A 23082-nucleotide genomic window follows, 5' to 3' on the forward strand; every position below is an offset into this window, starting at 1 on the left:
GCATCGGCGCGATAGCGCTTTGGGGACCCGGACCATGAACCGTCTTGCCCGCTGGTTTGAGCCCGAGCCTGGGTCGCGCATCAGCGAAATCATCCAGCAGGGCAAGTCGCCCCGGATGGAGTCGGTCCATCTGCTGTGGTCGGCCTGGTTGTTCGTCACGCCGCTGTTCGATCGCGGCTATACGTGGGGCTGGGCAGCCATCACGGCGCTGACCTACCCGGTGTTCGTGGCGCTGTTCGCCAAGTCCATGCTGGTACCGCGGAACATCGCTTCGCGCTATGGCATGGGGCTGGCCATTTTCGGCATCGTGCTGGTGCCGTTCTATTCGGGCAGCGTCAACTACTTCATCTACGGCTGCGTATCCTGCAGCGTGAGCAGCCGCCGCCTGGCGCCGTTCCTGTTGCGCCTGCTCCTGCTGAACACGGTGTTCGTGCTGGTGACCTGGAAGGTCGGTTACCCGTGGCAGGCGCTGATCGCGTTTCCGATGATGACCATCATCATCGGCATGGTGACGCACGTGGAACGGATCGGGCACGAGCGGGACGCCGCGCTCAAGCTCTCCCACGACGAAGTGCGCCGGCTCGCGGCGACCGCCGAGCGCGAGCGCATCGGGCGCGACCTGCACGACCTGCTGGGCCACACGCTTTCGTTGATCACGCTCAAGCTGGAACTCTCGCGCAAGCTGTTCGACCGCGATACCGAGGCGGCGCGGCGCGAGGTGATCGAGGCGGAGAACGTCGCCCGCCACGCGTTGGCACAGGTGCGTGCGGCGGTCACCGGCATCCGCGCCACCGACCTGGCGGCCGAACTGGCCTCCGCGCGCCTGCTGCTGGAATCCTCCGGCGTGCACCTGGATTACGGCCAGCCGCCCTGCCTGCCGGCCGAGACCGAGCGCGGCTTGTCGCTGGTGCTGCGCGAGGCGGCCACCAACATCGCACGCCATGCGGCCGCCACCTGTGCCAGCGTGGCCTTCGAGTGCATCGACGGCGGCCTGTGCCTGACCGTTTCGGACAACGGCCGCGGCGGGGTGCTGGAAGAAGGCAACGGCCTGACCGGCATGCGCGAGCGCGTGCGCGCGCTGGGTGGCCGCCTGCAGATCCATTCGCAGCAGGGGCAGGGCACGCGCCTGCGGGTCGTGGTGCCACTGCGGGCGGCGGCGATGCAGGCCGCGGCGGCACCGGTCGCACCTGTCGGCGGCCTCTCGATGACGGCGGAAGCGCGCCCGTGATGCGGTGGTTCGCACCGCGACCGGACTCCCTGCTGGGGCAACTGCGCTCGCCGCTGTACATGCGCTGGCAGGCGGGCCTCTCGCTGTTCGCGCTGGTGGCCCTGTTCCAGGGGCCAGCCTCGCTGCACCGTCCGCTGGGGTCGTGGCTCGTGTCCACGCTGCTGGCCGTGCCGGTGTTCGTCTATCTGTATTCGCGGGTTTACGTCGGGCCGCGCCGGCGCGTGGAATGGTACGTGGCCGGCATGGCCGCCACCGGCCTGGCGCTGTGGGCCTGCAACCCGTCCGGGTTCATCCTGCTGATCCTCGCCAGCGTCGTCTCCGCCTTCTCGCCCTCGTGGCGGCGCTGGCTGGCCAGCGTGGCGGTGATGGGTGCGTTCGCGCTGGCCAAGGCGTGGTCGTTCGGCGATCCGCTGAGCGTCGCACTGTGGGTGGCGATGGCGGGCCTGTTCGGCGGCTTCAGCAACGTCGCCTACATGCACAGCGCGCGCAAGGATGTCGAACTGAGCCTGTCGCAATCGGAGGTGCGGCGCCTGGCGACGCTGGCCGAGCGCGAGCGCATCGGCCGCGACCTGCACGACCTGCTCGGCCACACGCTGTCGCTGGTGGCGCTGAAGTCGGAACTGGCCAGGCGCCTGGCCCTGGCCGAACCGGCACGCGCGCAGCGCGAAATGGCCGAGGTCGAGCGCGTCGCGCGCCACGCCCTCGCCGAAGTGCGCGCCGCCGTGACCGGCATGCGCTGCAGCGACCTGGGCGCCGAACTCACCTCCGCCCGGCTCATGCTGGAAGCTTCCGGCGTGGCGTTCGAGGGCGTCCTGCCGGACGGCCTGGCGCTGCCGGATGGCATCGAGGCTCCCATCGCGCTGGTGCTGCGCGAGGCCATTACCAACATCCACCGCCACGCGCGCGCCACCCGGGCCAGCGTGAGCGTGGCTTTCGAGGACGACATGCTCCAGATGCGTATCTGCGACAACGGACGCGGCGGCCTGGCCGCGCATGGCAACGGCGTCAGCGGCATGCGCGAGCGCGTGCGCGCGCTGGGCGGGACACTGGCGATCGACTCGCCGCCGCGGCACGGCACGACGCTGTCCATCCGCGTGCCGGTGGCCACGCCGGCGAACCTGCCGGTGGCAGGCTGCCCCGCGGAATCCACCCTGTTTCCTGCCGCCGGGAGCGCCGCATGATCCGCGTGCTGCTGGCCGAAGACCAGGCGATGGTACGCGGCGCACTGTCGGCGCTGCTCAATCTGGAAAGCGATATCGAAGTGCTCGGGTCGGCGGCCGATGGCGAGAGCGCCTGGCGCGAGCTGCAGCGGCTCAAGCCGGACGTGCTGGTCACCGACATCGAGATGCCCGGCCTGACCGGCCTGGAACTGGCCCAGCGCATCCAGCGGCAGGAACTGCCGATGAAGGTGATCATCGTGACTACCTTCGCCCGCCCCGGCTTCCTGCGCCGCGCGCTGGACGCAGGCGTGTCCGGCTACCTGCTCAAGGACGCCCCCGCCGAAAACCTGGCCGAGGCGTTGCGCACGGTGCACCGCGGCGGCCGCGCCATCGACCCGCAACTGGCGCTGGAAGCCTGGACCGAAGCCGACCCGCTGAACGACCGCGAGCGGCAGGTCCTGCGCCTGGCGGGCGAAGGCCTGTCGGCCGGCGACATCGCCACCCGGCTCACCCTCTCGCACGGCACCGTACGCAATTACCTGTCCGAGGCGATCGGCAAGCTGGGTGCGGGGAACCGCATCGAGGCGTTCAGGCTGGCGCGGCAGAAGGGCTGGCTGTAACCGACACCATCGACGGACCGGCGCCTGGCTTTTGCAGGCGCCCGCTTGCGCGCGATGCTCCTGGTGGCGATCGCACGGTGCATCGCCCGCAAGCGGGCTTCTGCAGTGAAAGCGGGTCCTGTCGTCCGTCAGCTCGCCCACCGGGGCGCGCGCTTGTCCAGGAACGCGCCCAAACCTTCCTGCCCTTCGGCCGACACCCGCAGCCGCGCGATCAGCTCGGCGTTGTCCGCGTCGATGGCACCGGCGCCCTTCTCGTCGATCCCGGCCATGCGCAGCGCCAGCTGCTTGGCCTCGCGTTGCGCCTGCGGACCGGCCTTGGCGAGCAACTTCAGCGTGAAATCGACCGCCTCGTCCAGTCCCTCGGCCGGCGCCACGCGGTGCAGCAGGCCGATGCGGCAGGCCTCGGCCGCGTCGAAGATCTCGCCGGTGAGGAACAACCGGCGCGCCTGGCGCACACCGATGGCGGCGACCACGTAGGGCGAAATCACCGCGGGCACCAGGCCGAGCTTCACTTCGGTCAGGCCGAACCTGGCGCCCTCCGCGCCGATGGAGATGTCGCACGCGGCGATCAGCCCCACGCCGCCGCCGTACGCCGCGCCGTTGACGCGCGCGATGGTCGGCTTGGGCAGGAATTGCAGCGTGCGCACCAGCGCCGCCAGACGCAGCGAGTCCGCGCGGTTCTCGTCCTCGCTTGCCGACGCCATGCCGCGCATCCAGTTCAGATCCGCGCCCGCGGAGAAGCTCGCGCCCGTGCCGGTCAGCACCACCGCGCGCACGGCATCGTCGCGGCCGGCCTCCACCAGCGCAGTGGTCAGCTCGGCGATCAGGCCGTCGTCGAAGGCGTTGTGCACGTCCGGGCGGTTCAGCGCGATCTGGCGGATGGCGGCGCGGTCGGTGACGAGGATGGCGGACATGCGCGGGGCTCCCTGCGGAAAGCGGGGAGTGTAGCGGGGCGGTGTGAGGCAAGGCTTCCCCCATCCGCGTGTCGGCACCTTCCTTCGTGAACGGGGAAGGTTCACTGGCTGCCACGCGCTTCGCTGTTTCCCGGTCGCCCGGATGCTGCGTCCCCGGTCCTTCCCCCGTTCACTGGGGGAAGGTGCCCGCAGGGCGGATGGGGGAGCCTTGCGACAAAGCCCCCTGCGCACCAGGCCCCTTTTGCCTATAATGCGAACCATTCTTATCTCCAATACCCCGCCGTGCGCCTCTCCGACTTGCCCAAAGGTTCGCCCGCCGTGGTCGACCGCGTGGACGATGCCCACGCCGGCGACCCCATCGCGCAGCGCCTGCGCGACCTGGGCTTTGTCGACGGCGAGCCGGTGCGCGTGGTCGCGTGCGGCCCGCTCGGCGCCGATCCGCTGCTGATCCAGATCGGCTCCACCCGCTTTGCCCTGCGCCGCAGCGAGGCGGCGCGCATCGTCGTGAAGGCGGAGGCGGCATGAGCGCGCAGGGCCTGCGTATCGCGCTGGTGGGCAACCCCAACTGCGGCAAGACGGCGCTGTTCAACCAGCTCACCGGCGGGCGGCAGAAGGTCGCCAACTACGCCGGCGTCACCGTCGAGCGCAAGGAAGGCCGTTTCGTGGCGCCGTCCGGCCGCGTGCTGCAACTGCTCGATCTGCCGGGCACCTACAGCTTCGATGCGGCCAGCCCCGACGAGCAGATCACCCGCGACGTCTGCGAGGGCCGCTACCCGGGCGAGCCGGCGCCCGACCTGATCGTCTGCGTGGCCGATGCCACCAACCTGCGCCTGCACCTGCGCTTCGTGCTGGAGGTCAAGCGCCTGGGCCGGCCGGTGGTGCTGGCGCTCAACATGATGGACACCGCGCGCCGGCGCGGCATCGTGATCGACGTGCCGGCGCTGCAGCGGCTGCTCGGCGTGCCGGTCGTGGAGACGATCGCGGTCAGGCGTGGTGGCGCGAAGGCGCTGATCAACCGCGTCGATGGCGACGTGCCGGTGGCCGCACCGGTGCAGCCGGACGATCCGGCCAGCCGCAACGACCTGCATACGCAGGTGCGCGCGCTGATGGCCGCGACGGTGATCATGCCGCGCGCCACCGACGCCGTGGATGACGCGATCGATCGCTGGGCGCTGCATCCCGTGTTCGGCCTGGGCATCCTGGCCGTGCTGATGTTCCTGATCTTCCAGGCGGTGTTCTCCTGGGCGCAGCCGATCATGGATGCCATCGAGGCGGGCGTGGGCACGCTCGGCGGCTGGGTGACCTCGGCGCTGCCGCCGCACAGCGCGCTGCACAGCCTGTTGAACGACGGCATCTTTGCCGGCCTGGGCGCGGTGCTGGTGTTCCTGCCGCAGATCCTGATCCTGTTCCTTTTCATCCTGGTGCTGGAGGAATCCGGCTACCTGCCGCGCGCGGCGTTCCTGCTGGACAAGCTGATGTTCAAGGCCGGCCTGACCGGGCGTGCCTTCATTCCGCTCCTGTCGAGTTTCGCCTGCGCGATCCCCGGCATCATGGCCACGCGCAGCATCACCGATCCGCGCGACCGGCTCACCACCATCCTGGTCGCGCCGCTGATGACCTGCTCGGCGCGCCTGCCGGTCTACACGCTGCTGATCGCCGCGTTCATCCCGCACCGCACGGTGTGGGGCGTGTTCAACCTGCAAGGCGTGGTGCTGTTCACGCTGTACGTGGCCGGCATCGTCAGTGCGCTGGCGGTGGCGTTCGTGATCAAGCGTTTCCGCAAGGACAAGAGCGAGCACGCGCTGCTGATGGAGCTGCCGTCCTACCGCCTGCCGAACGTGCGCGACGTGGCGCTGGGGCTGTGGGAGCGCGCCAAGATCTTCCTCAAGCGCGTGGGCGGCATCATCCTGGCGCTGACCGTCTTGCTGTGGTTCCTCTCCAGCTTCCCGGGGCCGCCGCCGGGCGCCAGCGGGCCGGCGATCGATTACAGCCTGGCCGGCCGCCTGGGCCACGCATTGCACTACGTCTTCGCGCCGATCGGCTTCAACTGGCAGATCTGCATCGCGCTCGTGCCCGGCCTGGCCGCGCGTGAAGTGGCGGTGTCGGCGCTCGGCACGGTGTACGCGATGTCCGGCAGCGATGACACCATCGCCAACCAGCTCGGGCCGCTGATCGCGAATCAGTGGTCGCTGGCCACCGCGCTCAGCCTGCTCGCCTGGTACGTTTTCGCGCCGCAGTGCATGTCGACGCTCGCGGTGATCCGGCGCGAGACCAACTCCTGGCGCAACGTGGCGATCACTGCCGGCTACCTGTTCGGCCTGGCCTACCTCGCCTCGCTGTTGACCTACCAGATCGCGCGGGTGCTCTCGTGAGCACCTTCGCGATCGTGCAGGCGGCGGTGCTCACGCTGGTGCTGCTGGCCAGCCTGGTGGCCGCATTCCGCAAGTTGCTGCCACAGACGGCCAAGCGCTTGCAGGCGCGTCTTTCGGCCGCGCTGGACCGCCCCGGTCGCGCCGCGGCCCTGCGGCGCGTGGGGGCCTGGCTGCAGCCGGCCGACGCGAAGAGCGGCGGTTGCGGCAGCGGCGACGGCTGCTCCAGCTGCGGCGGCTGTGCACCGGCGCCTCGGGCGCAGGAACCGGTGCCGCTGCATTTCCGTCCGCGCGGTCGCCGAGGCTGAGCGACCCGCGGAGGCCGCCACCCGTCGAGGTCATGCACCAAACGCCACCGCGCATCCGTTGCGCACGGACGGTGCGATAGAGAGAAACCGCGAACGACCGGAATCCCTGTAAGAGCGCACCTGTGCGCGACCGCGCGGCATGCGCGGTCGCGCACGGTCCCGCTCTCGCAGGGAGCTACATACGAAACACGCCGAAGCGCTGCGGCTCGATCGGCGCGTTCATGGACGCCGAGATGGCCAGGCCCAGCACGCGACGGGTGTCGGCCGGATCGATGATGCCGTCGTCCCACAGCCGCGCACTGGCGTAATAGGGATGGCCCTGGCGTTCGTACTGCTCGCGGATCGGCGCCTTGAACGCATCCTCCTCGTCCGCACTCCACCCCATGCCGGCAGCCTCCAGGCCGTCCCGCTTGACGGTCGCGAGCACGCTGGCGGCCTGCTCGCCGCCCATCACGCTGATCCGCGCGTTGGGCCACATCCACAGGAAGCGCGCGCCATAGGCACGGCCGCACATGGCGTAGTTGCCGGCGCCGAAGCTGCCGCCGATCACCACGGTGAACTTGGGCACGTGCGAGCAGGCCACGGCGGTGACCATCTTGGCGCCGTCCTTGGCGATGCCGGCCTGCTCGTACTTCTTGCCGACCATGAAGCCGGTGATGTTCTGCAGGAACACCAGCGGCACGTTGCGCTGGTTGCACAGCTCGATGAAGTGGGCACCCTTGAGGGCGCTCTCGGCGAACAGGATGCCGTTGTTGGCGACGATGCCAACCGGGTAGCCGTGGATGTGCGCGAAGCCGGTGACCAGCGTCTTGCCGTAGCGCGCCTTGAACTCGTGGAACTCCGAACCGTCGACGATGCGCGCGATCACCTCGCGGATGTCGAACGGGCGGCGGGTGTCCTGCGGGATCACGCCGTACAGTTCCTCGGCCGCGTACCTGGGCTCGACCGGGGCCTTGAGTGCAAGCGGCATGTCCTTGCGGCGATTGAGGCTTGCGACTACGTTGCGCGCGATGGAAAGCGCGTGCGCGTCGTTTTCGGCGTAATGGTCGGCGACGCCCGAGACGGACGTATGGACGTCCGCGCCACCGAGGGCCTCGGCATCGACCACCTCGCCGGTGGCCGCCTTCACCAGCGGCGGGCCGCCCAGGAAGATCGTGCCCTGCTCGCGCACGATGATCGTCTCGTCGCTCATCGCCGGCACATAGGCGCCACCGGCAGTGCAGCTGCCCATCACCACGGCGATCTGCGGAATGTTGAGCGCCGACATGCGCGCCTGGTTGTAGAAGATGCGGCCGAAGTGCTCCTTGTCCGGGAACACCTCGTCCTGCAGCGGCAGGAACGCGCCGCCGGAGTCGACCAGATAGATGCACGGCAGCCGGTTCTCCAGCGCCACTTCCTGTGCGCGCAGGTGCTTCTTGACCGTCATCGGGAAGTAGGTCCCGCCCTTGACCGTGGCGTCGTTGGCGACCACCACCACCTCAATGCCGTTGACGCGGCCGATGCCGGTGATGATGCCTGCGGCCGGCGCGGCGTCGTCATACATGCCGTGCGCGGCCAGCGGCGAGAGCTCGAGGAACGGCGAGCCGGGGTCGAGCAGGGCGCGGATGCGCTCGCGCGGCAGCAGCTTGCCGCGCGCAGTGTGCTTCTCGCGCGCCTTGACGCCGCCGCCTTCGGCATTGCGCGCAAGCTGTGCCTTCAGGTCGTCGACCAGCGCGCGCAGGGCGGCGCTCGAGGCCTGGAAATCGGGCGAACGGGTATCGATCTGCGAAGCAATGCTGGTCATCGGACTGGACTCTGGGTCATTCGTTCGGGACCGCCCGCGGCGGCGTGTCATCCATGGCCGCGATAGCGATACGGAACCGAGCGCACGGGCCAAACACCCGATGATAACCGGCGGCCATCGCCCGTGCGGTTAATACCTGTGGCGCGCGAAAGGCGCGCATAAAAAAACCGGCCGCAAGCGGCCGGTTTTTTCCGATCGGACGAACCGAAGGATCAGTGACCCTTGTTCTGGTCGTCGGCAGCATCCTTGGCGTTGTCGGCGGCGTCCTTGGCAGCGTCGGCAGCCTTGTCAGCCTGGTCCGAAGCGTTGTCGGCGGCGTCCTTGGCCTGCGACATGGCGTCCTTCGACATGTCGTTGTTGGCCGGGGCGGCAGCCGAGGCGGCAGCAGCAGCCTGCTGGGCCTGATCAGCAGCCTGGCCGGCGGCGTTGGCAGCCGTGGTGGCCTGCTGGGCAGCCTGGTCGGCGGCCGGCGAACCGGTCTGCGCCGCAGCCTGCTGGGCCTGGTCAGCGGACTGCTGAGCCTGGTCGGCGGACTGCTGGGCGTCCTGCGCGGAATCCTGCGCGCCGTTGCTGCAAGCCGCCAGCAGCGCGACGAGCGCGGAGGCGAGTAGGGTACGCGTCAACTTCATGGTGGATCTCCTTTGCCGTGGAATGCCGTTTTGGCCGCGTATTAATAGCGCTTTCGCCGAACACGCGCCATATGTTTTACCGCTGGCCTTCAGTACATATTAAAAAGCCGGTTAACAGGCTTTCATTCGCTCCGTCGACAGAAGGTGACGGAATGGCCTTAATCCAGTCGTTCCACCGCGATCGCCGTGGCTTCGCCACCGCCGATGCACAGCGATGCCACGCCACGCTTGCCGCCGCGGGTCTGCAAGGCATTGAGCAGGGTGACCACCAGGCGCGCGCCGCTGGCGCCGATCGGGTGGCCCAGCGCGCAGGCGCCGCCGTTGACGTTGAGCTTCTCGTGCGGCACGCCCAGCTCGCGCATCGGCGCCATGGCGACCACCGCGAACGCCTCGTTGACCTCGAACAGGTCGACGTCCTCGACCTTCCAGCCGGCCTTGTCCAGCACCTTCTGGATCGCGCCGACCGGCGCGGTGGTGAACCACTCCGGCTCCTGCGAGTTGGTGGCGTGGGCCACGATGCGCGCCAGCGGCTTGATGCCGCGCGCCCTGGCGTCGTCCGCCGAGAGCAGCACCACGGCGGCGGCGCCATCGGAAATGCTCGACGAGCTGGCGGCGGTGATGGTGCCGTTTTCCTTGCGGAAGGCGGGCTTGAGGGTCGGGATCTTGGTGATGTCCGAGCGGCCCGGCTGTTCGTCGGTATCCACCACCACGTCGCCCTTGCGGCCCTTGACCGTCACCGGGACGATCTCGTCGGCGAAGGCGCCGGAAGCCTGCGCAGCCTGCGAGCGCTTGACCGATTCGATCGCGAAGGCGTCCTGTTCTTCGCGGCTGAACTGGTACTTGTCGGCGCACTGCTCGCCGAAGATGCCCATCGCCTTGTTGTCGTAGGGGTTGGTCAGGCCGTCGTAGGCCATGTGGTCGACCAGCTGGCCGTCGCCGTAGCGGATGCCGGTGCGCGCGTTGACCATGTGCGGGGCGTTGGTCATCGACTCCATGCCGCCGGCCACCACCACCGCGGCCGAGCCGGCCTTGATCAGGTCGTGCCCCAGCATGATCGACTTCATGCCCGAGCCGCACACCTTGTTGATGGTGGTGCAGCCGACGGCCGGCGGCAGGCCGGCGCCGAGCGATGCCTGCCGGGCCGGCGCCTGGCCGAGGTTGGCGGTCAGCACGCAGCCCATGATCACTTCGCTGACCTCGGAGGGCGCCACGCCTGACTGCTCCAGCGCTGCACGGATCGCGGTCGCGCCGAGAGTGGGGGTGGGCACGCCGGTGAACTGGCCGAGGAAGGAGCCGATGGCGGTGCGCTTGGCGCCGGCGATGACGACGTCGGACATGGGGTTTCTCCGCAAGGCTTGGGCGCGCCCGGCGCGCCGTGGACGATTGCCCATTATCGCAGTCCATGCGGCAGTGCGGCAAACGCGCCCTCGTGCACGTCCCGCGCGCACGGTGTTGTGGGAAACTGACCGCCGGGTCGCAGGCCAACGGCCCGCGCGATCGCGGGGGCCTGCATGGGAACGGGTGTGGGGAGAACCAGCATGAATACGCAAGCATTGCGCCGCCGGGACGTGGCGTTGGGCATCCTTGTCGCACTGGGCCTGAGCGCGTGCGGGGGCGGCGGCAGCAATGTCCGCCCCGCACCGCCGCCCGCGCAGCCACCGCCGCCCTCGACGCCCACCGACGAGCCGCCGCTGGACGCGCAGCTGAAGCTGACCCACACCTACGCCGCGCACAACCAGGGGTACACGGGCGCGGGCGTCACCATCGGCATCATCGACAGCGGCGTGATGCGCAACCATCCCAGCCTCGCGGGACGGGTGATCGACGAGCTGATCTACGTCGATACGCAAGTCAACAACACCAGCGTCGACGATGTGGTCGGGCATGGCACCTGGGTTTCGGAGATCGCCGCGGGCGGACCGGCCGGCCAGTTCCCCGGCGGTATCGCGCCGGGCGCCAAGCTGGTGTCGGCGCGCATCATCGCGGACAAGGAGCCGACCGACGACGGCTCCGGCCAGGGCAACGCCGTCGGCGCTTCGGATGCCGACTTCTTCGGCCAGACCCTCAACCCCGCGCTGATCGCCGATGGCGTGCGCATCCAGAACAACTCCTGGGGCGGCATCTACTGGGATACCTCCGACGCGTCCATCAACCAGGCCTTTGGCCAGGCCTACGATGACTTCGTGCTCAACCACGACGGCCTGGTGGTCTTCGCGGCAGGCAACGACAGCCGCGCCGATCCCAGCGACATCGCCGCGCTGCCTTACCTGGCGCCCGAACTGGAGCGCGGCTGGCTGGTGGCCGTGGCGGCCGACAGCAATAGCGCGGACGCCGGGAACACGAAGCTGGCCGATTACTCCAATGCCTGCGGCAAGGCGATGGATTACTGCCTGACCGCACCGGGTGACGTGATCGTCGCCGACAAGGATTATCCCAATAGCGATCCGAGCAAGGACTACTGGATCGTCACCGGCACCTCCTTCGCAGCGCCGCAAGTGTCCGGCGCGGCGGCGCTCGTATGGGAGGCGTATCCCTACTTCACCAACGACCTGGTGCGCCAGACTCTGCTGGGCACCGCCGACGACCTCGGCGCCGCCGGGCCGGACCCGGTGTTCGGCTACGGGATGCTCAACGTCGGCAAGGCGGTCAACGGCCCGGCGAAGTTCGACTGGGGCGACGCCACGGTCGACTTCACCGGCGAGTCGAGCTGGAACAACCCGATCTCCGGCGCCGGCGGCCTGGTCAAGCAGGGCAGCGGCACGCTCAACCTGACCCAGGCGTCGACCTACACCGGCCTGACCCACATCGAGGGCGGCATCCTCAACACCCAGTCGCTGGCCGGTGCGCTGCAGGTGGACGCGGGCGGCACCCTGGGCGCGGCCACCCGCATCGGTGGCGACGTGGACAACGCCGGCGTGGTCACCGTCAGCGGAAGCGACCTTGCCGTCGGCGGCAATTACTCGCAGCACGATAACGGCCGGCTGGCGCTCGAACTGGGTTCGGTACTCGACGTGGCCGGCACGGCGACGCTTTCCGGTGGCGACCTGTATGTCATCGGCAAGCGTTCCGACTACGTGGTCCACACGCACACCGACGTGCTCGTGGCGAACGGCGGCCTGACCGGCACCTTCAGCGCGATCACCGCGGCCTCCAACGTGATGCTCACCGCCACGGCCGGCTACGACGCCACCAGTGCCTGGCTGGACGTGACCCGCGCGGACGTCACCGCGATCCAGGGCATGAGCTACAGCGCCTCCAGCTACAACGCGGCGCAACGCGTGGAAGGCGCCTTCCACCAGCTCGACGGCCAGTTCGCCTCCAGCGGTACCGGCTCGGCGCCGGCGTCCGGCGGCTTCGTCACGGGTGCGGCGCACCTGCAGCAGGCAGCGACGCTCGCGAGCGCCAGCCAATCGCTGGAAAGCCTCTCTGGCCAGCTCCACGCCGCCAGCGCGGCGATGACCTTCGAGGCGATCGATGCGGGCACGCGGGCGCTGTCCGACCGCTTCGACCGCCTGCTCGACAGCAGCGGCACCGGCGGCTGGACGCAGAACCTGGGCTACCACGGCGACCTGGCGCGCAGCGGCTATGCGAACGTCGGCGTGGACCTCTCCGGCGTGCTGGTCGGCCAGGACATGCGCATCGGCAGCAACGGCGTGGCCGGCTTCGCGCTCAGCCAGTCGCAGGGCCTGGGGCGGCTGGTGGAAACCGCCGACCAGGGCCGCAGCCACGCGGCGGAAGCCATGCTCTACGGCGGCCTGGTACGGGGCGACGCGTACCTGATGGGCCGCGTGGGCATGGGCAACTATCGCGAATCCATGCGCCGCAACGTGCTGCTGGGGCCCGCCTTCGCAGGCGTGGGCAGCGACAGCCACGGCCGCTACGACGTCGCCTACGGCGAGAGCGGCTATCGCACCACGCTGGGCCGGCTGACGCTCACCCCGTATGCCAGCCTGCAATACGCGCGTATCGACAGCAGTGGCTTCAACGAACCGGGTGCCTGGGGCTTCGGCCTCAAGGCCGACTCGCATGCGATCGAGCGCTGGCAGGCCGGACTGGGTCTGCGTGCGGCGCGGCAGTGGAGCCTTGCCAACGGCGGCAGCCTCGACCTGCAGGCCCACGTGGCCTGGCAACGCGCGATCGCCACGCGCGGCGACGTGTTCGAGGCAAGCTTCACCGGCATCGACCAGTGGGCGCCGCTGGGCGGCATCGGGCTGTCGCGCTATGGCGGCGTGGCAGGCATGACGCTGGATTGGGCGATGTCGCCGCGGGCCGGTGTCACCTTCGGCCTCGACCACCGGTTTGCCCAGCGCGAGCAGGGCAGCATGGCGACGCTGGCGTACCGCTTGTCGTTCTAGCCAGCGCTGGGCGGGCTTCGGCCCGCCCTCCAAGTGCGTGGTGGTGGGCTTGAGCCCGCCTGCGAAAAAGGGCCCGCAATGGGCCCTTTTTGTTACGCCTTGCCGTGGAACAGTTCGCGCCCGATCAGCATGCGGCGGATCTCGTTGGTGCCGGCGCCGATCTCGTAGAGCTTGGCATCGCGCAGCAGCCGCCCGGCCGGGAACTCGTTGATGTAGCCGTTGCCGCCCAGCGCCTGGATCGCCTCCAGCGTCACCTTCACCGCGTTGGTCGACGCATTGAGCAGGCACGCCGCCGGATCGATGCGCGACTTGATGCCCGCGTCGAACTGCTGCGCGACGAGGTAAGCGAAGCCACGCGAGGACTGCAGCGCCGTGTACATGTCGGCCACCTTCGCCTGCATCATGCCGAACGTGCCGATCGGCGCATTGAACTGCTTGCGCTCGCGCACGTAGGGCAGGGTGAGGTCGAGCGCCGCCTGCATCAGGCCCAGCGGCCCACCGGAAAGCACCAGGCGTTCGGTGTCCAGGCCGCTCATCAGCACGCGCACGCCTTCGTTGACCTCGCCGACGATGTTCTCCGCCGGGATCTCGCAGTTGTCGAACACCAGCTCGCAGGTGTTGGAACCGCGCATGCCGAGCTTGTCGAGCTTCTGCGCAGTGGAGAAACCCTTCATGCCCTTCTCGATGATGAAGGCCGTCATGCAGCGGCTGCCCGCGGCGCGCGGCGCGGTGCGCATGTAGACCAGCAGCACGTCGGCGTCGGGGCCGTTGGTGATCCACATCTTCGAGCCGTTGGCGACCCACACGTCCCCTTGGAGCTCGGCCTTGCAGCTCATCGAGCCGACCACGTCGGAACCGGCGCCCGGCTCGCTCATCGCCAGCGCGCCGACGTACTCGCCCGAGCACAGCCTGGGGATGTACTTGCGGCGCTGCTCCTCGTTGCCGTTGTAGAAGATGTTCTGCACGCACAGGTTCGAGTGCGCGCCGTAGGAGAGGCCGACCGAACCGGAGGCGCGGGAGATTTCCTCCATCGCCACCATGTGCGCCAGGAAGCCCATGCCCGTGCCGCCGTATTCGGTCGGGATGGTCATGCCGAGCAGGCCCATCTCGCCGAACTTGCGCCACAGGTCTTCCGGGAAATGGTTCTCGCGGTCGATGCGGTCGGCGCGCGGGGCGATCTCCTTCTCCGCGAAGGCGTGCACGCTCTCGCGCAGCAGGTCGATGTCTTCTCCGAGCGGGAACGGGCGCATCCTTGGAACTCCTTGCGGTTGGGTGGGAGATTTTAGCGCGGTCGGTCGTGTGGCTTGCGGCAAGCCTTGCCCCATCCGCCCTTCGGGCACCTTCCCCCGGTGAGCGGGGGAAGGATCAAGCTGCGGTGCGCCCACCCAGTGAGCCTGCCCCGTTGACGGGAGAGGACCAAGTTGCGGAGCGCCCGCCAGTGGGCCTTCCCCCGTTCACGGGGGAAGGTGCCGACAGGCGGATGGGGGAAGCCTCGCCTGGACCCGGCACAAACAAAAAGGCCGCCAACCGGCGGCCCTTTCGTCAACGCGAAAGCATCACTGCCCGCGCATGCGCCCCTGGAAGCGCGTACCGCCATTGCCCATGTGCGGCAGCTTGATCTTGCCAATGGACTCGATGCGCTCCTCGGCCAGGCGATCGGCGGCCTTGTAGGTCGGCACGCCCTGCGTCTTGGAGATCTCGAAGATCCGGCCCAGGTTGTAGTAGATCGTGCGCATCATGCGCATGGCGCGTTCGCGGTTGTAGCCGTCGATCTCGAGCGACACGTTCATCACGCCACCGGCGTTGACCGCGTAATCCGGCGCGTACAGCACGCCGCGCTTGTTCAGCTCGTCGCCGATCGCGTCGGTGGCCAGCTGGTTGTTCGCCGCGCCGCAGATGATCTTGGCCTTGATGCGGTCGATGGTCTGCTCGTTGACCGTGCCGCCCAGCGCGCACGGCGAGTAGACGTCGGCGTCGACGTCGTAGATCTCGTCCAGGCCCACCGCCTCGCAACCCAGCTCGTCGACGCAGCGCTGCACCGCATCCTTGTTGATGTCGGTGACGAACACCTTGGCGCCCTGCTCGCGCAGCAGCTTGATGAACTCCGAACCGACGTGGCCGGCGCCCTGCACGGCGTAGCTGTACTTGCCGACGTCCTCGTTGCCGTGCTTGAAGTTCAGCGCGGCCATCAGGCCCTGCAGCGTGCCGTAGGCGGTGAACGGCGACGGATCGCCCGAACCGCCGTGCACCTGGTGCACGCCGGTCACGTACTCGGTCTCGCGGAACACATATTCCATGTCGTTGACGTCGATGCCGACGTCCTCGGCGGTGATGTAGCGGCCGCCCAGCGAGTTGACGAAACGGCCGAACGCGCGGAACAGCGCCTCGGACTTGTCCTTGGACGGATCGCCGATGATCACCGCCTTGCCGCCGCCCAGGTTCAGGCCGGCCACGGCGTTCTTGTAGGTCATGCCGCGCGACAGGCGCAGCACGTCGTTGACCGCGTCCTGCTCGGTCTTGTACGGCCACATGCGCAGACCGCCGAGCGCCGGGCCCAGCACCGTGTTGTGGATCGCGATGATGGCCTTCAGGCCGGCGTCCTGGTTGTGGCAGAAGACGACTTCTTCGTGACCCGTCTTGGCGATGGTTTCAAAGATCATTGGAACGATGACTCCACGAGTGGGCGGCAGCCACGGGGAATGGCGTGTCGCGGAAAGGTGGCGGGCCGATCCAGCGCGGACCGCCGTAAGCGGCAGAAAACGCTTGAAAGTCAAAGCCCCGGCAAGGGCCGGGGCGGTCAATTCAGTCGACTAGTTTAGTACGTCGGCGCCCTGGCCGTTTCCGCGGCGCAGCAAGCCGGACGCCAGGGGCGCCCGGCCTTCACCGTCAGCGGTGCCAGTGGCCGCGGTGGAAACGCCAGTCGCGGCCGTGCCGTTCCCAGCGCTCCGGGCGGTAACGGTAGCCGGGACGCTCGCGCACCCAGTAGCCCTCCCGCCACACATGCCGGTGGATGTGCGGGCTCCAGCGCCAGTAGCCCGGCGCCCACACGTAGCCCGGGCGGGGCCGCACGTGCACCACCCGCACCGGCGGTGGCGGAGGCGGCACGCCGATGCGCACGCCGACCGTCGCATGGGGGCTGGCCTGCGCGGTCGGGGCATAGGCGGCCGTACCGAACGCCAGGCCGAGGCCGGCGAGCAGCGCGAGGGGACGGGTGATGGAACGCATCGTGTTCTCCGTGGGCGCCGCGCGTGGCGGCGTGCAGTCCGGAGAACGGGGCGGGGCGTGGCGTGTTGACGTATGGCTCACGTGCGTTCAGCGGACAGCAGGCTGTTGGCTTCCCGCAAGGCTTCCCCCATCCGCTGTCGGGCACGTTCCCCCGTGAACGGGGGAGGGACCAGGCTGCGGCGTCTCGCACTTCCCCATGACCCGGGGAAGGACCCAGGCTGCCGTCCCTCGCACCTTCCCGTGAGCGGAAGAGAGCCGCGCTGGAGCCATTCGAGCCTTCCCCCCGCGAACGCGGGGAAGGCGGATGGGGGCGCCGTTGCCGCAGCCCCGCGCGAACAGGGAAACGCTTTACATCTTGCAGTTGGGCGAATGCCCGCTCGCCCGCGCCTGCTGGTACACCGGCAGCAGTTGCTGCGCCTGCTGGCCCAGCACCTGCGCGCGCTTGTTCGGCGCCGGGTGGGTGGAGAGGAACGCGGGCGTGCCGCCGCCGCCCTGCTTCTCCATCTTGTCCCAAAGCGTGACCGCCGCGCGCGGGTCGAAGCCGGCCTTGGCCATGTAGCGCTGGCCCAGGGTGTCGGCTTCGGCTTCCTGCGTGCGCGAGAACGGCAGCAGCACGCCCACCGTCGCGCCTGCGCCGAGCAGGGCGGCGACGTTGCCGGCGTCCGCGCCGCGCGTGCCGGCGTAGATGCTGCCAGCGGTCACCGCCGCCTGCGCCGCCATGTTGTCGGACACGCGCTCGGCGCCGTGGCGGGCGACCACGTGGGAGAGCTCGTGCCCGAGCACGACCGCCAACTGGTCCTGGTTGCTCGCCACCTTGAACATGCCCTGGTTCACGCCGATGCGGCCGCCGGGCAGTGCGAAGGCGTTGGCGGTGTTGTCGTCGACGATCTGCACTTCCCATTGCTGGGTGTTCCACGGCGGCGGCAGCACCGAGACCAGCGCCTTCGCGACGCAGGTGGCGTAGGCGCGCTCCTTCGGCGCGTTGGCGAACTTGCCCTGCTGCCGCATCTGGTTGAACGAGGCCAGGCCCATCTGGCTCATCTGCGCATCGGACACCACCATCAGTTGCGAGCGTCCGGTGGGCGAGGTGGCGCAGCCGGCAAGCAGTGAGGCGAGGGCTGCGGCGATCAGCAGGCGGGGCTTCATGAGGCGTCTCCTTTGCGGTGGCAGCACCGGAGGATAGCCGCAGCGCCCGCCTAGATCCGATGAACGCGCGGTCTCCTGCAGGAGCGCAACTGTGCGCGACCGCCATGCATCCGGTCGCGCCCGGGTGCGCTCCTACAGAAAACTGCCTCTTTAATAGAACGAACGGTCGTGCTATTGTGCACCGCATGACCGCCACGACTGCCCCCGCCAAAGGCCTCGCCACCCGCGAGCTCATCCTGGAACACGCCTACGAACTGGCCCGCGTGGGCGGGCTCGAGGGCCTGTCGATCGGCACGCTCGCCACCGACGTGGGCATGTCCAAGAGCGGCGTGTTCGCCCATTTCGGATCGCGCGAAGACTTGCAGCTGGCCGTGCTGGATGCGGCCGCCCGCCGCTTCATGGCCCACGTGCTGATGCCGGCGCTGTCCGCACCGCGCGGCCTGCCGCGCCTGCGCGCGATCGTCGCCCAGTGGTGCGAGTGGGGCCGCATGCACACCAGCGGCTGCGTGCTGCTCACCGCCGCGGGCGAATACGACGGGCGCGAAGGCCCGCTGCACGACGCCGTCGTCGCGCAACAGGCCGGCTGGCGCGGCGAGCTGGAAAAAGGCATCGCCCAGGCCGTGGCCGCCGGCCACCTGCGTGCCGACACCGACGCGCCGCAGCTCGCCTTCGAGATCTACGCCCTGATGCTCGGCCTCCACCACGACGCCGGACTGTTCGGCTTCGAGCAGGCCATCGGGCGCGTCCACGCCGCCTTCGAGCGCCTGTGGCGCAGCTGGCAACCTTGAGGATCGACCCATGTCCACCGTGATGCGCCGTCCGGGCCTGGCCGCCCGCTTCAAGCTCGCCACCGTCCGCACCAGCTTCGCCCTCGGCGGCGCTCTGGCGCCGCGGCGCACGGCCGATCGTGCCGCACGGCTGTTCGCCAAGCCCTTCGCCAGCAGCCGCGTACGCGCCCGTGCCGCCACGCCCGACGCGGCGATGCGGCGGGAGACCCTGCCGGTCAACGGCCAGTCCATCGCGACCTACGTCTGGGGCGACCCGGCCACGCAGCCGTACGTGCTGCTGGTGCACGGATGGTCGAGCTTCGGGCTGCGCTTCCTGCCGTGGATCGAGCGCCTGCGCGCGCTCGGCTATGCCGTGGTGAGCTTCGACCAGCCCGGCCATGGCCTGAGTACCGGCGACTACTGCACGCTGCCGGAGTTCGCTAACACCGTGCGCGCGGTGGGCCGCCACTACGGCGACGCGGAGCTGGCGATCGCCCACTCGCTCGGCGGCGCTGCCGCCGCGCTGGCCCAGGGCGAACAGTGGCGTGCGCGCCGGCTGGCGTTGATCGCGCCGGCGGCCGACATGCATGCCGCCACCACCCGCTACTTCCGCTTCGTGCGCCTGGGCGAGCGCCTGCGCCGCCCGTTCTACGCCTGGCTGGTCAACCGCACCGGCATCACCGTGGATGAGCTGCAGATGCACCGCCACGTCACCGCGCTTGGTCAGCCCGGCCTGATCGTGCATGACCTGGACGACGCCGACGTGCCGTGGGAAGAGGGCGAGCGCTACGCCCGCCACTGGCCCGGCGCCCGCCTGCTCACCACGCAGGGCCTGGGCCACCACCGCGTGCTGGACGCACCGGAAGTGGTCGAGGCCGTGCTCGCTTTCGCCCGTGGCGAAACGGTGGGAGCGCGCGTGGTGGCCTCGGCCAATCTCCCTTACGGACTGGCCTGAACGGGCGCGGGCCGCTGCACGCGTCCTTTAGCCGTACTTCACTCCTTCCGGCGCAGTGTCGGCGAGCGTGCCCCAGGGGCGCGCATCCGATCGTTGGCCGAAAGGAGAACACGTATGAAGACCCGGCGTTTCCTGACCCTCGGAGGCGGCGCGGTCGCGTTCGCCCTGATCGTCGCGGCGGGCGCGGCATCCGCGCAGGAGGCTGCGGCAGGCGCCGCCAGCAGTGATAACGGCGCATCCTTCCAGAGCCTGGACAAGAACCAGGACGGGCACCTCTCCCGTTCCGAGATCCCGGCCGACATGCCGCTGCTGCGTACCCGCCTGTCCACCTACGACGCCAACCAGGACGGCTCGCTCGACGCGCACGAGTTCGCCGCGGCCCAGGCGGCCCTGCATGCCGGCGGCCACGCCGGCGGAAGCGACAGCACGCCGGCTCCGCGGCATTCGGGGGGCTGAGGCCAACCGTCAGCGCGAGCCCTGCAGGCAGCACGCCAGCCGGCGGATGCCCTCGTCGATGGCGTGCGCGTCCGTGCCGCCGTAGCCGAGGATCGGCCCGTGGCGCGCGCCCGGCCCGCGCCAGCATGGCGACAGCGGCCGCACGGAAACGCCTTCCCGCGCGGCGGCGCGCGAGAGCGCGATGTCGTCCACGCCCGGCGGCAACAACGCGGCGAGCTGCATCCCCGCCTCCGCGCCGACCACCTGCAGCCGGCCCGGGAGGTGGCGCTCGATCGACGCCAGCAGCGCCGCGCGGCGGGCCGCGTACAGCGTGCGCATGCGTCGGATGTGCCGGGCGAAATGGCCCTCGCGGATGAAGTCGGTCATCGCCCGCTGCGGCAGCATGGCCGAGCAGGTGTCGAGCGCATCGCGCGCCGCGCGGAAGGCGGGCACCAGGTCCTTCGGCACCACCAGCCAGCCCAGCCGCAGGGCGGGGAACATCACCTTGCTGAAGGTGCCCACGTAGATCACCCGCCCGTCCGCATCGAGTCCCTGCAGTGACGGCACCGGCTTGCCGCCGAAGCGGTATTCGCTGTCGTAGTCGTCCTCGACGATCCAGCGTCCTTCGCGCGCCGCCCATTGCAGCAGTTGCATGCGCCGCGAGGCACTCATGGTCACGCCCAGCGGAAACTGGTGTGACGGCGTGAGGTAGACAATCCGCGCATCCGGCCCGCGGCGGATCCCTTCGGCCACGTCGAGCCCGTCCTCGTCGACCGGCACAAGCACGGCCTTCGCGCCCACCGCCGCCAGCGCCTGGTGCGCGCCCGGATAGCCCGGCTCCTCCATCCAGGCGCTGTCGCCGTCGTCGAGCAGGACGTGGGTGCACACCTGCACGCCATGCTGCGCGCCAGTGGTGATCATCACCTGCGAGGCATCGGCCCGTACCGCGCGCACGGTGCGCAGGTAGTCGGCGACCGCCTCGCGCAGCGGCAGGTAGCCGAGCGGATCGCCGTAGACCAGCGATTCGGCATCCACGCCGCGCGCGTGCCGGCTGAGCAGGCGCGCCCACGCCTGGTGGGGAAAGGCGTCCAGCGCCGGCAGGCCCACGCGGAGGGCGCCCTGGCTGTCGAGCCAGGTCTGCTCGGGGCCCGCCATGGCCGCGGCGCGCGCCGCGATCCGGCGGCCGGGCGAAGGCGCCGCCGACACCGGGGAACCGCGCGACCGGCGCGGTTTGTCCGGCCTGCCCAACGGGATCGCAGCGGCCACGCAGGTGCCGGCCCCGGTGAACGTCTCCAGGTAACCTTCGGCGTGCAATTGCTCGTAGGCGCTTAGCACCGGCAGGCGCGAGACCTTCAGCTCGCCGGCCAGTGCCCGCGTCGATGGCACGCGTTGGCCCGGCTGGAGTTGCCCCTCGACGATGGCGCGCCGGAACCACTCCGACAGCTGCCGATAGATGGGCACGTCGCCATCCGGATCGAGCGCGATCGGCGGCAGCAGGCTGGCGGATACGCGTTTCATGCGCGGGTCCCAAGTGGTCATGCCGGATCATAGCGAAGTGGCTATTCGCGCAAGCCACTGTGGCGCCTAAGGTGCGTGTTTCCGGGGCACGGTGGAGGCGGCATGGGCATCGAACGGCAAGCGGTGAAGCGGCGCAGGCGGCGCCTGCTCGGCGGCCTGCTCGCCTGGCTCGCGGTGGGTGCCGTGTTCGCCCAGGACGCCCCGCGCCAGTCCCGCGACGACGCCTGGTGGACCGGGCCGATGCTCGCCAACTCGGCCGAGACGCTGCCGCGCGGGCACGTCCTCATCGAACCCTACGTCTATGACGTGCAGACCCGCGGCAACGACGGCTTCGGCTCGCGCGCCTACGTGCTCTACGGCCTGACCGACGACCTCACCGTCGGCGCCATCCCGATCGTCGGCTACAACGGCCTGCACCACGGCCCGAACAGCTCAGGCATCGGCGCGGGCGACCAGATCCTGCAGGCGCAATACCGCCTGACGCGGTTCCACGAAGGCAGTTGGTTCCCCACCCTGGCCATCATGCTGCAGGAAGCCGTGCCGACCGGCCGCTACAAGCGCCTGGCGCGGGCCGCCGACGGCATGGGCGGCGGCGCCTGGGCGACCACGCTGGGCCTCAACGCGCAGAGCTACTTCTGGATGCCCAACGGCCGCATCCTGCGCGTGCGCTTCAACGCCACCTGGACCTTCGCGCGGCATGCCGACCTGGACGGCGCGAGCAGCTACGGCCCCGGCCCCGACTTCCACGGCCGCGCCACGCCGGGCGACGCGTTCTACGTCGCCACCGCCTTCGAATACAGCCTCACCCTCCGCTGGGTGCTCGCGCTCGATCTCACCTACAGCCGCAGCGACGCCACCCGCGTGGTCGGCGTCGACGACCCGCTCGGCCTGCCGGCGACACCCGTGCACGCGAGCTCCGGCCGCAGCGAGGCGTTCGGCTTCGCGCCCGCGGTGGAGTACAACTTCAACGCCAACGTCGGCGTGCTGCTCGGCGTGCGCGTGATCCCCGGCGGGCACAACGTCACCCGCTCGGTCACACCGGCCATCGCCGTCAACATCGTCCACTGAACCAGCCGTGGCGCCAGCAAGGTGCGGATCAGCCGATGTCGCGGGTTTGACATGCGCTGATGCCGGGAGCATAACGGCCCTGATGGACAACCGGCCCGCCGTATCCCTGGATGGTTCACCAAGCCCTCCTGGGACAACCAAAGGAGACAGGCATATGGGAAACCCGAAAAGGTCGATGGCGATCCTCTTGTTTGCGGGTGTCGCCCCGGTAGTGGCAGCGTCCCAGCTGCCTGCGGATTTCAGCAGGCTCGATACCAATCACGATCAGCGCCTCAGTCGCATCGAAGTGCCGCCTTTGTCCATGCTCAAGCAGCATTTCGCGAACTTCGACCGCAACCACGACGGCCTCCTTGATGCCGGCGAGCTCGCTCAGGCGGAGCGCACGGTGCGAATCTCCAGGGAAGCCGGCCAAACGTCTTCACTGCGCGACCGCATGCCAAGCGAACCTCAACCCGCGCCCGCTCCGCCGGTGGGATATGTCAACAACTCCAGCGGCAGCAAGGGCAGTAGCGGCCACTAGCTGCACACCCGACACAGCCGAGGCCCCCGATCACCGGGGGCCTCGTCGTTTGGGGCCGGCCACTGACAGGGGATTTCACGGA

At 69.6% G+C, this 23082-nt stretch carries 21 protein-coding genes; 12 read left to right on the top strand and 9 right to left on the bottom strand.

The window, feature by feature from the left end:
- The first annotated feature begins 34 nt into the window (after positions 1-34).
- Genes ACFWZU_RS02300 through ACFWZU_RS02310 form a run of 3 tightly spaced genes read left to right on the top strand, consistent with a single transcriptional unit; the run spans position 35 to position 3008 of the window.
- The gene (locus ACFWZU_RS02300; protein WP_439699778.1) at positions 35-1228 is read left to right on the top strand and encodes a sensor histidine kinase; all 1194 of its coding nucleotides are present in this window, start codon (positions 35-37) and stop codon (positions 1226-1228) included.
- The gene (locus ACFWZU_RS02305) at positions 1228-2409 is read left to right on the top strand and encodes a sensor histidine kinase (protein ID WP_439699819.1); all 1182 of its coding nucleotides are present in this window, start codon (positions 1228-1230) and stop codon (positions 2407-2409) included. Before ACFWZU_RS02300 ends, ACFWZU_RS02305 begins: the two co-directional genes overlap by 1 nt.
- Positions 2406-3008 carry a response regulator transcription factor gene (locus ACFWZU_RS02310; protein ID WP_439699779.1) on the top strand — a complete coding sequence of 201 codons (603 nt, stop codon included), beginning with the start codon at positions 2406-2408 and terminating at the stop codon, positions 3006-3008. The genes ACFWZU_RS02305 and ACFWZU_RS02310 overlap by 4 nt, the downstream gene beginning before the upstream one ends.
- 128 nt (positions 3009-3136) lie before the next feature.
- Here the strand turns inward: ACFWZU_RS02310 and ACFWZU_RS02315 are convergent, their stop codons facing one another.
- On the bottom strand, positions 3137-3922 hold the full coding sequence (locus tag ACFWZU_RS02315) for an enoyl-CoA hydratase/isomerase family protein (RefSeq protein WP_439699780.1): 786 nt from the start codon (positions 3920-3922) through the stop codon (positions 3137-3139).
- Between the two features lie 282 nt (positions 3923-4204).
- On the opposite strand from ACFWZU_RS02315, the gene ACFWZU_RS02320 reads away from it, so the two are divergent.
- From ACFWZU_RS02320 to ACFWZU_RS02330, 3 genes are read left to right on the top strand one after another with little or no spacing between them, the layout of a single operon-like run.
- Positions 4205-4447, top strand: coding sequence for a FeoA family protein (locus ACFWZU_RS02320; protein ID WP_439699781.1), 243 nt, complete (start codon positions 4205-4207; stop codon positions 4445-4447).
- The gene (gene feoB / locus ACFWZU_RS02325; protein WP_439699782.1) at positions 4444-6294 is read left to right on the top strand and encodes a ferrous iron transport protein B; all 1851 of its coding nucleotides are present in this window, start codon (positions 4444-4446) and stop codon (positions 6292-6294) included. Before ACFWZU_RS02320 ends, feoB begins: the two co-directional genes overlap by 4 nt.
- On the top strand, positions 6291-6599 hold the full coding sequence (locus ACFWZU_RS02330; RefSeq protein ID WP_439699783.1) for a DUF6587 family protein: 309 nt from the start codon (positions 6291-6293) through the stop codon (positions 6597-6599). The genes feoB and ACFWZU_RS02330 overlap by 4 nt, the downstream gene beginning before the upstream one ends.
- Positions 6600-6774: 175 nt before the next feature.
- Here the strand turns inward: ACFWZU_RS02330 and ACFWZU_RS02335 are convergent, their stop codons facing one another.
- The 3 genes from ACFWZU_RS02335 to ACFWZU_RS02345 form a co-directional block, all read right to left on the bottom strand.
- On the bottom strand, positions 6775-8382 hold the full coding sequence (locus ACFWZU_RS02335) for a carboxyl transferase domain-containing protein (RefSeq protein WP_439699784.1): 1608 nt from the start codon (positions 8380-8382) through the stop codon (positions 6775-6777).
- Positions 8383-8594: 212 nt separating this feature from the next.
- Positions 8595-9011, bottom strand: a complete 417-nt coding sequence (locus tag ACFWZU_RS02340; protein ID WP_209618510.1) for a hypothetical protein — start codon at positions 9009-9011, stop codon at positions 8595-8597.
- A gap of 158 nt (positions 9012-9169) precedes the next feature.
- A complete protein-coding gene (locus ACFWZU_RS02345) occupies positions 9170-10348 on the bottom strand; it encodes a thiolase family protein (RefSeq protein ID WP_439699785.1) in 1179 nt (392 codons plus the stop codon).
- 201 nt (positions 10349-10549) lie between these two features.
- Between ACFWZU_RS02345 and ACFWZU_RS02350 the strand changes: the two genes are divergently transcribed.
- Complete coding sequence (locus ACFWZU_RS02350; protein ID WP_439699786.1) at positions 10550-13366, top strand: S8 family serine peptidase; 2817 nt, start codon at positions 10550-10552, stop codon at positions 13364-13366.
- 92 nt (positions 13367-13458) lie between these two features.
- Here the strand turns inward: ACFWZU_RS02350 and ACFWZU_RS02355 are convergent, their stop codons facing one another.
- From ACFWZU_RS02355 to ACFWZU_RS02370, 4 genes are all read right to left on the bottom strand, one after another.
- Positions 13459-14616 (bottom strand): isovaleryl-CoA dehydrogenase, encoded by a 1158-nt coding sequence (locus ACFWZU_RS02355; RefSeq protein WP_439699787.1) that lies wholly within the window; start codon positions 14614-14616, stop codon positions 13459-13461.
- A gap of 306 nt (positions 14617-14922) precedes the next feature.
- The gene (locus ACFWZU_RS02360; RefSeq protein ID WP_439699788.1) at positions 14923-16026 is read right to left on the bottom strand and encodes a Glu/Leu/Phe/Val dehydrogenase dimerization domain-containing protein; all 1104 of its coding nucleotides are present in this window, start codon (positions 16024-16026) and stop codon (positions 14923-14925) included.
- Positions 16027-16252: 226 nt separating this feature from the next.
- On the bottom strand, positions 16253-16591 hold the full coding sequence (locus ACFWZU_RS02365) for a YXWGXW repeat-containing protein (protein ID WP_439699789.1): 339 nt from the start codon (positions 16589-16591) through the stop codon (positions 16253-16255).
- A 348-nt stretch (positions 16592-16939) separates the two neighbouring features.
- Complete coding sequence (locus ACFWZU_RS02370; RefSeq protein ID WP_439699790.1) at positions 16940-17737, bottom strand: M48 family metallopeptidase; 798 nt, start codon at positions 17735-17737, stop codon at positions 16940-16942.
- Between the two features lie 185 nt (positions 17738-17922).
- On the opposite strand from ACFWZU_RS02370, the gene ACFWZU_RS02375 reads away from it, so the two are divergent.
- The 3 genes from ACFWZU_RS02375 to ACFWZU_RS02385 all read left to right on the top strand — a co-directional run bounded on the left by ACFWZU_RS02375 (position 17923) and on the right by ACFWZU_RS02385 (position 19915).
- Positions 17923-18525, top strand: a complete 603-nt coding sequence (locus tag ACFWZU_RS02375; RefSeq protein WP_439699791.1) for a TetR/AcrR family transcriptional regulator — start codon at positions 17923-17925, stop codon at positions 18523-18525.
- A 10-nt stretch (positions 18526-18535) separates the two neighbouring features.
- Positions 18536-19459, top strand: a complete 924-nt coding sequence (locus ACFWZU_RS02380; RefSeq protein WP_439699792.1) for an alpha/beta fold hydrolase — start codon at positions 18536-18538, stop codon at positions 19457-19459.
- 114 nt (positions 19460-19573) lie between these two features.
- Positions 19574-19915: a hypothetical protein gene (locus tag ACFWZU_RS02385; protein WP_439699793.1), complete on the top strand. Its 342-nt coding sequence runs from the start codon at positions 19574-19576 to the stop codon at positions 19913-19915.
- 9 nt (positions 19916-19924) lie between these two features.
- Here the strand turns inward: ACFWZU_RS02385 and ACFWZU_RS02390 are convergent, their stop codons facing one another.
- The gene (locus tag ACFWZU_RS02390; protein WP_439699794.1) at positions 19925-21412 is read right to left on the bottom strand and encodes a PLP-dependent aminotransferase family protein; all 1488 of its coding nucleotides are present in this window, start codon (positions 21410-21412) and stop codon (positions 19925-19927) included.
- A 102-nt stretch (positions 21413-21514) separates the two neighbouring features.
- On the opposite strand from ACFWZU_RS02390, the gene ACFWZU_RS02395 reads away from it, so the two are divergent.
- Both ACFWZU_RS02395 and ACFWZU_RS02400 read left to right on the top strand, forming a co-directional pair.
- Positions 21515-22480, top strand: coding sequence for a transporter (locus ACFWZU_RS02395; RefSeq protein ID WP_439699795.1), 966 nt, complete (start codon positions 21515-21517; stop codon positions 22478-22480).
- 175 nt (positions 22481-22655) lie between these two features.
- Positions 22656-23000 (top strand): hypothetical protein, encoded by a 345-nt coding sequence (locus ACFWZU_RS02400; protein ID WP_439699796.1) that lies wholly within the window; start codon positions 22656-22658, stop codon positions 22998-23000.
- Positions 23001-23082 lie beyond the last annotated feature (82 nt).

This window comes from Frateuria sp. GZRR33, from assembly GCF_051900425.1.
GTDB lineage: Bacteria > Pseudomonadota > Gammaproteobacteria > Xanthomonadales > Rhodanobacteraceae > Frateuria_A.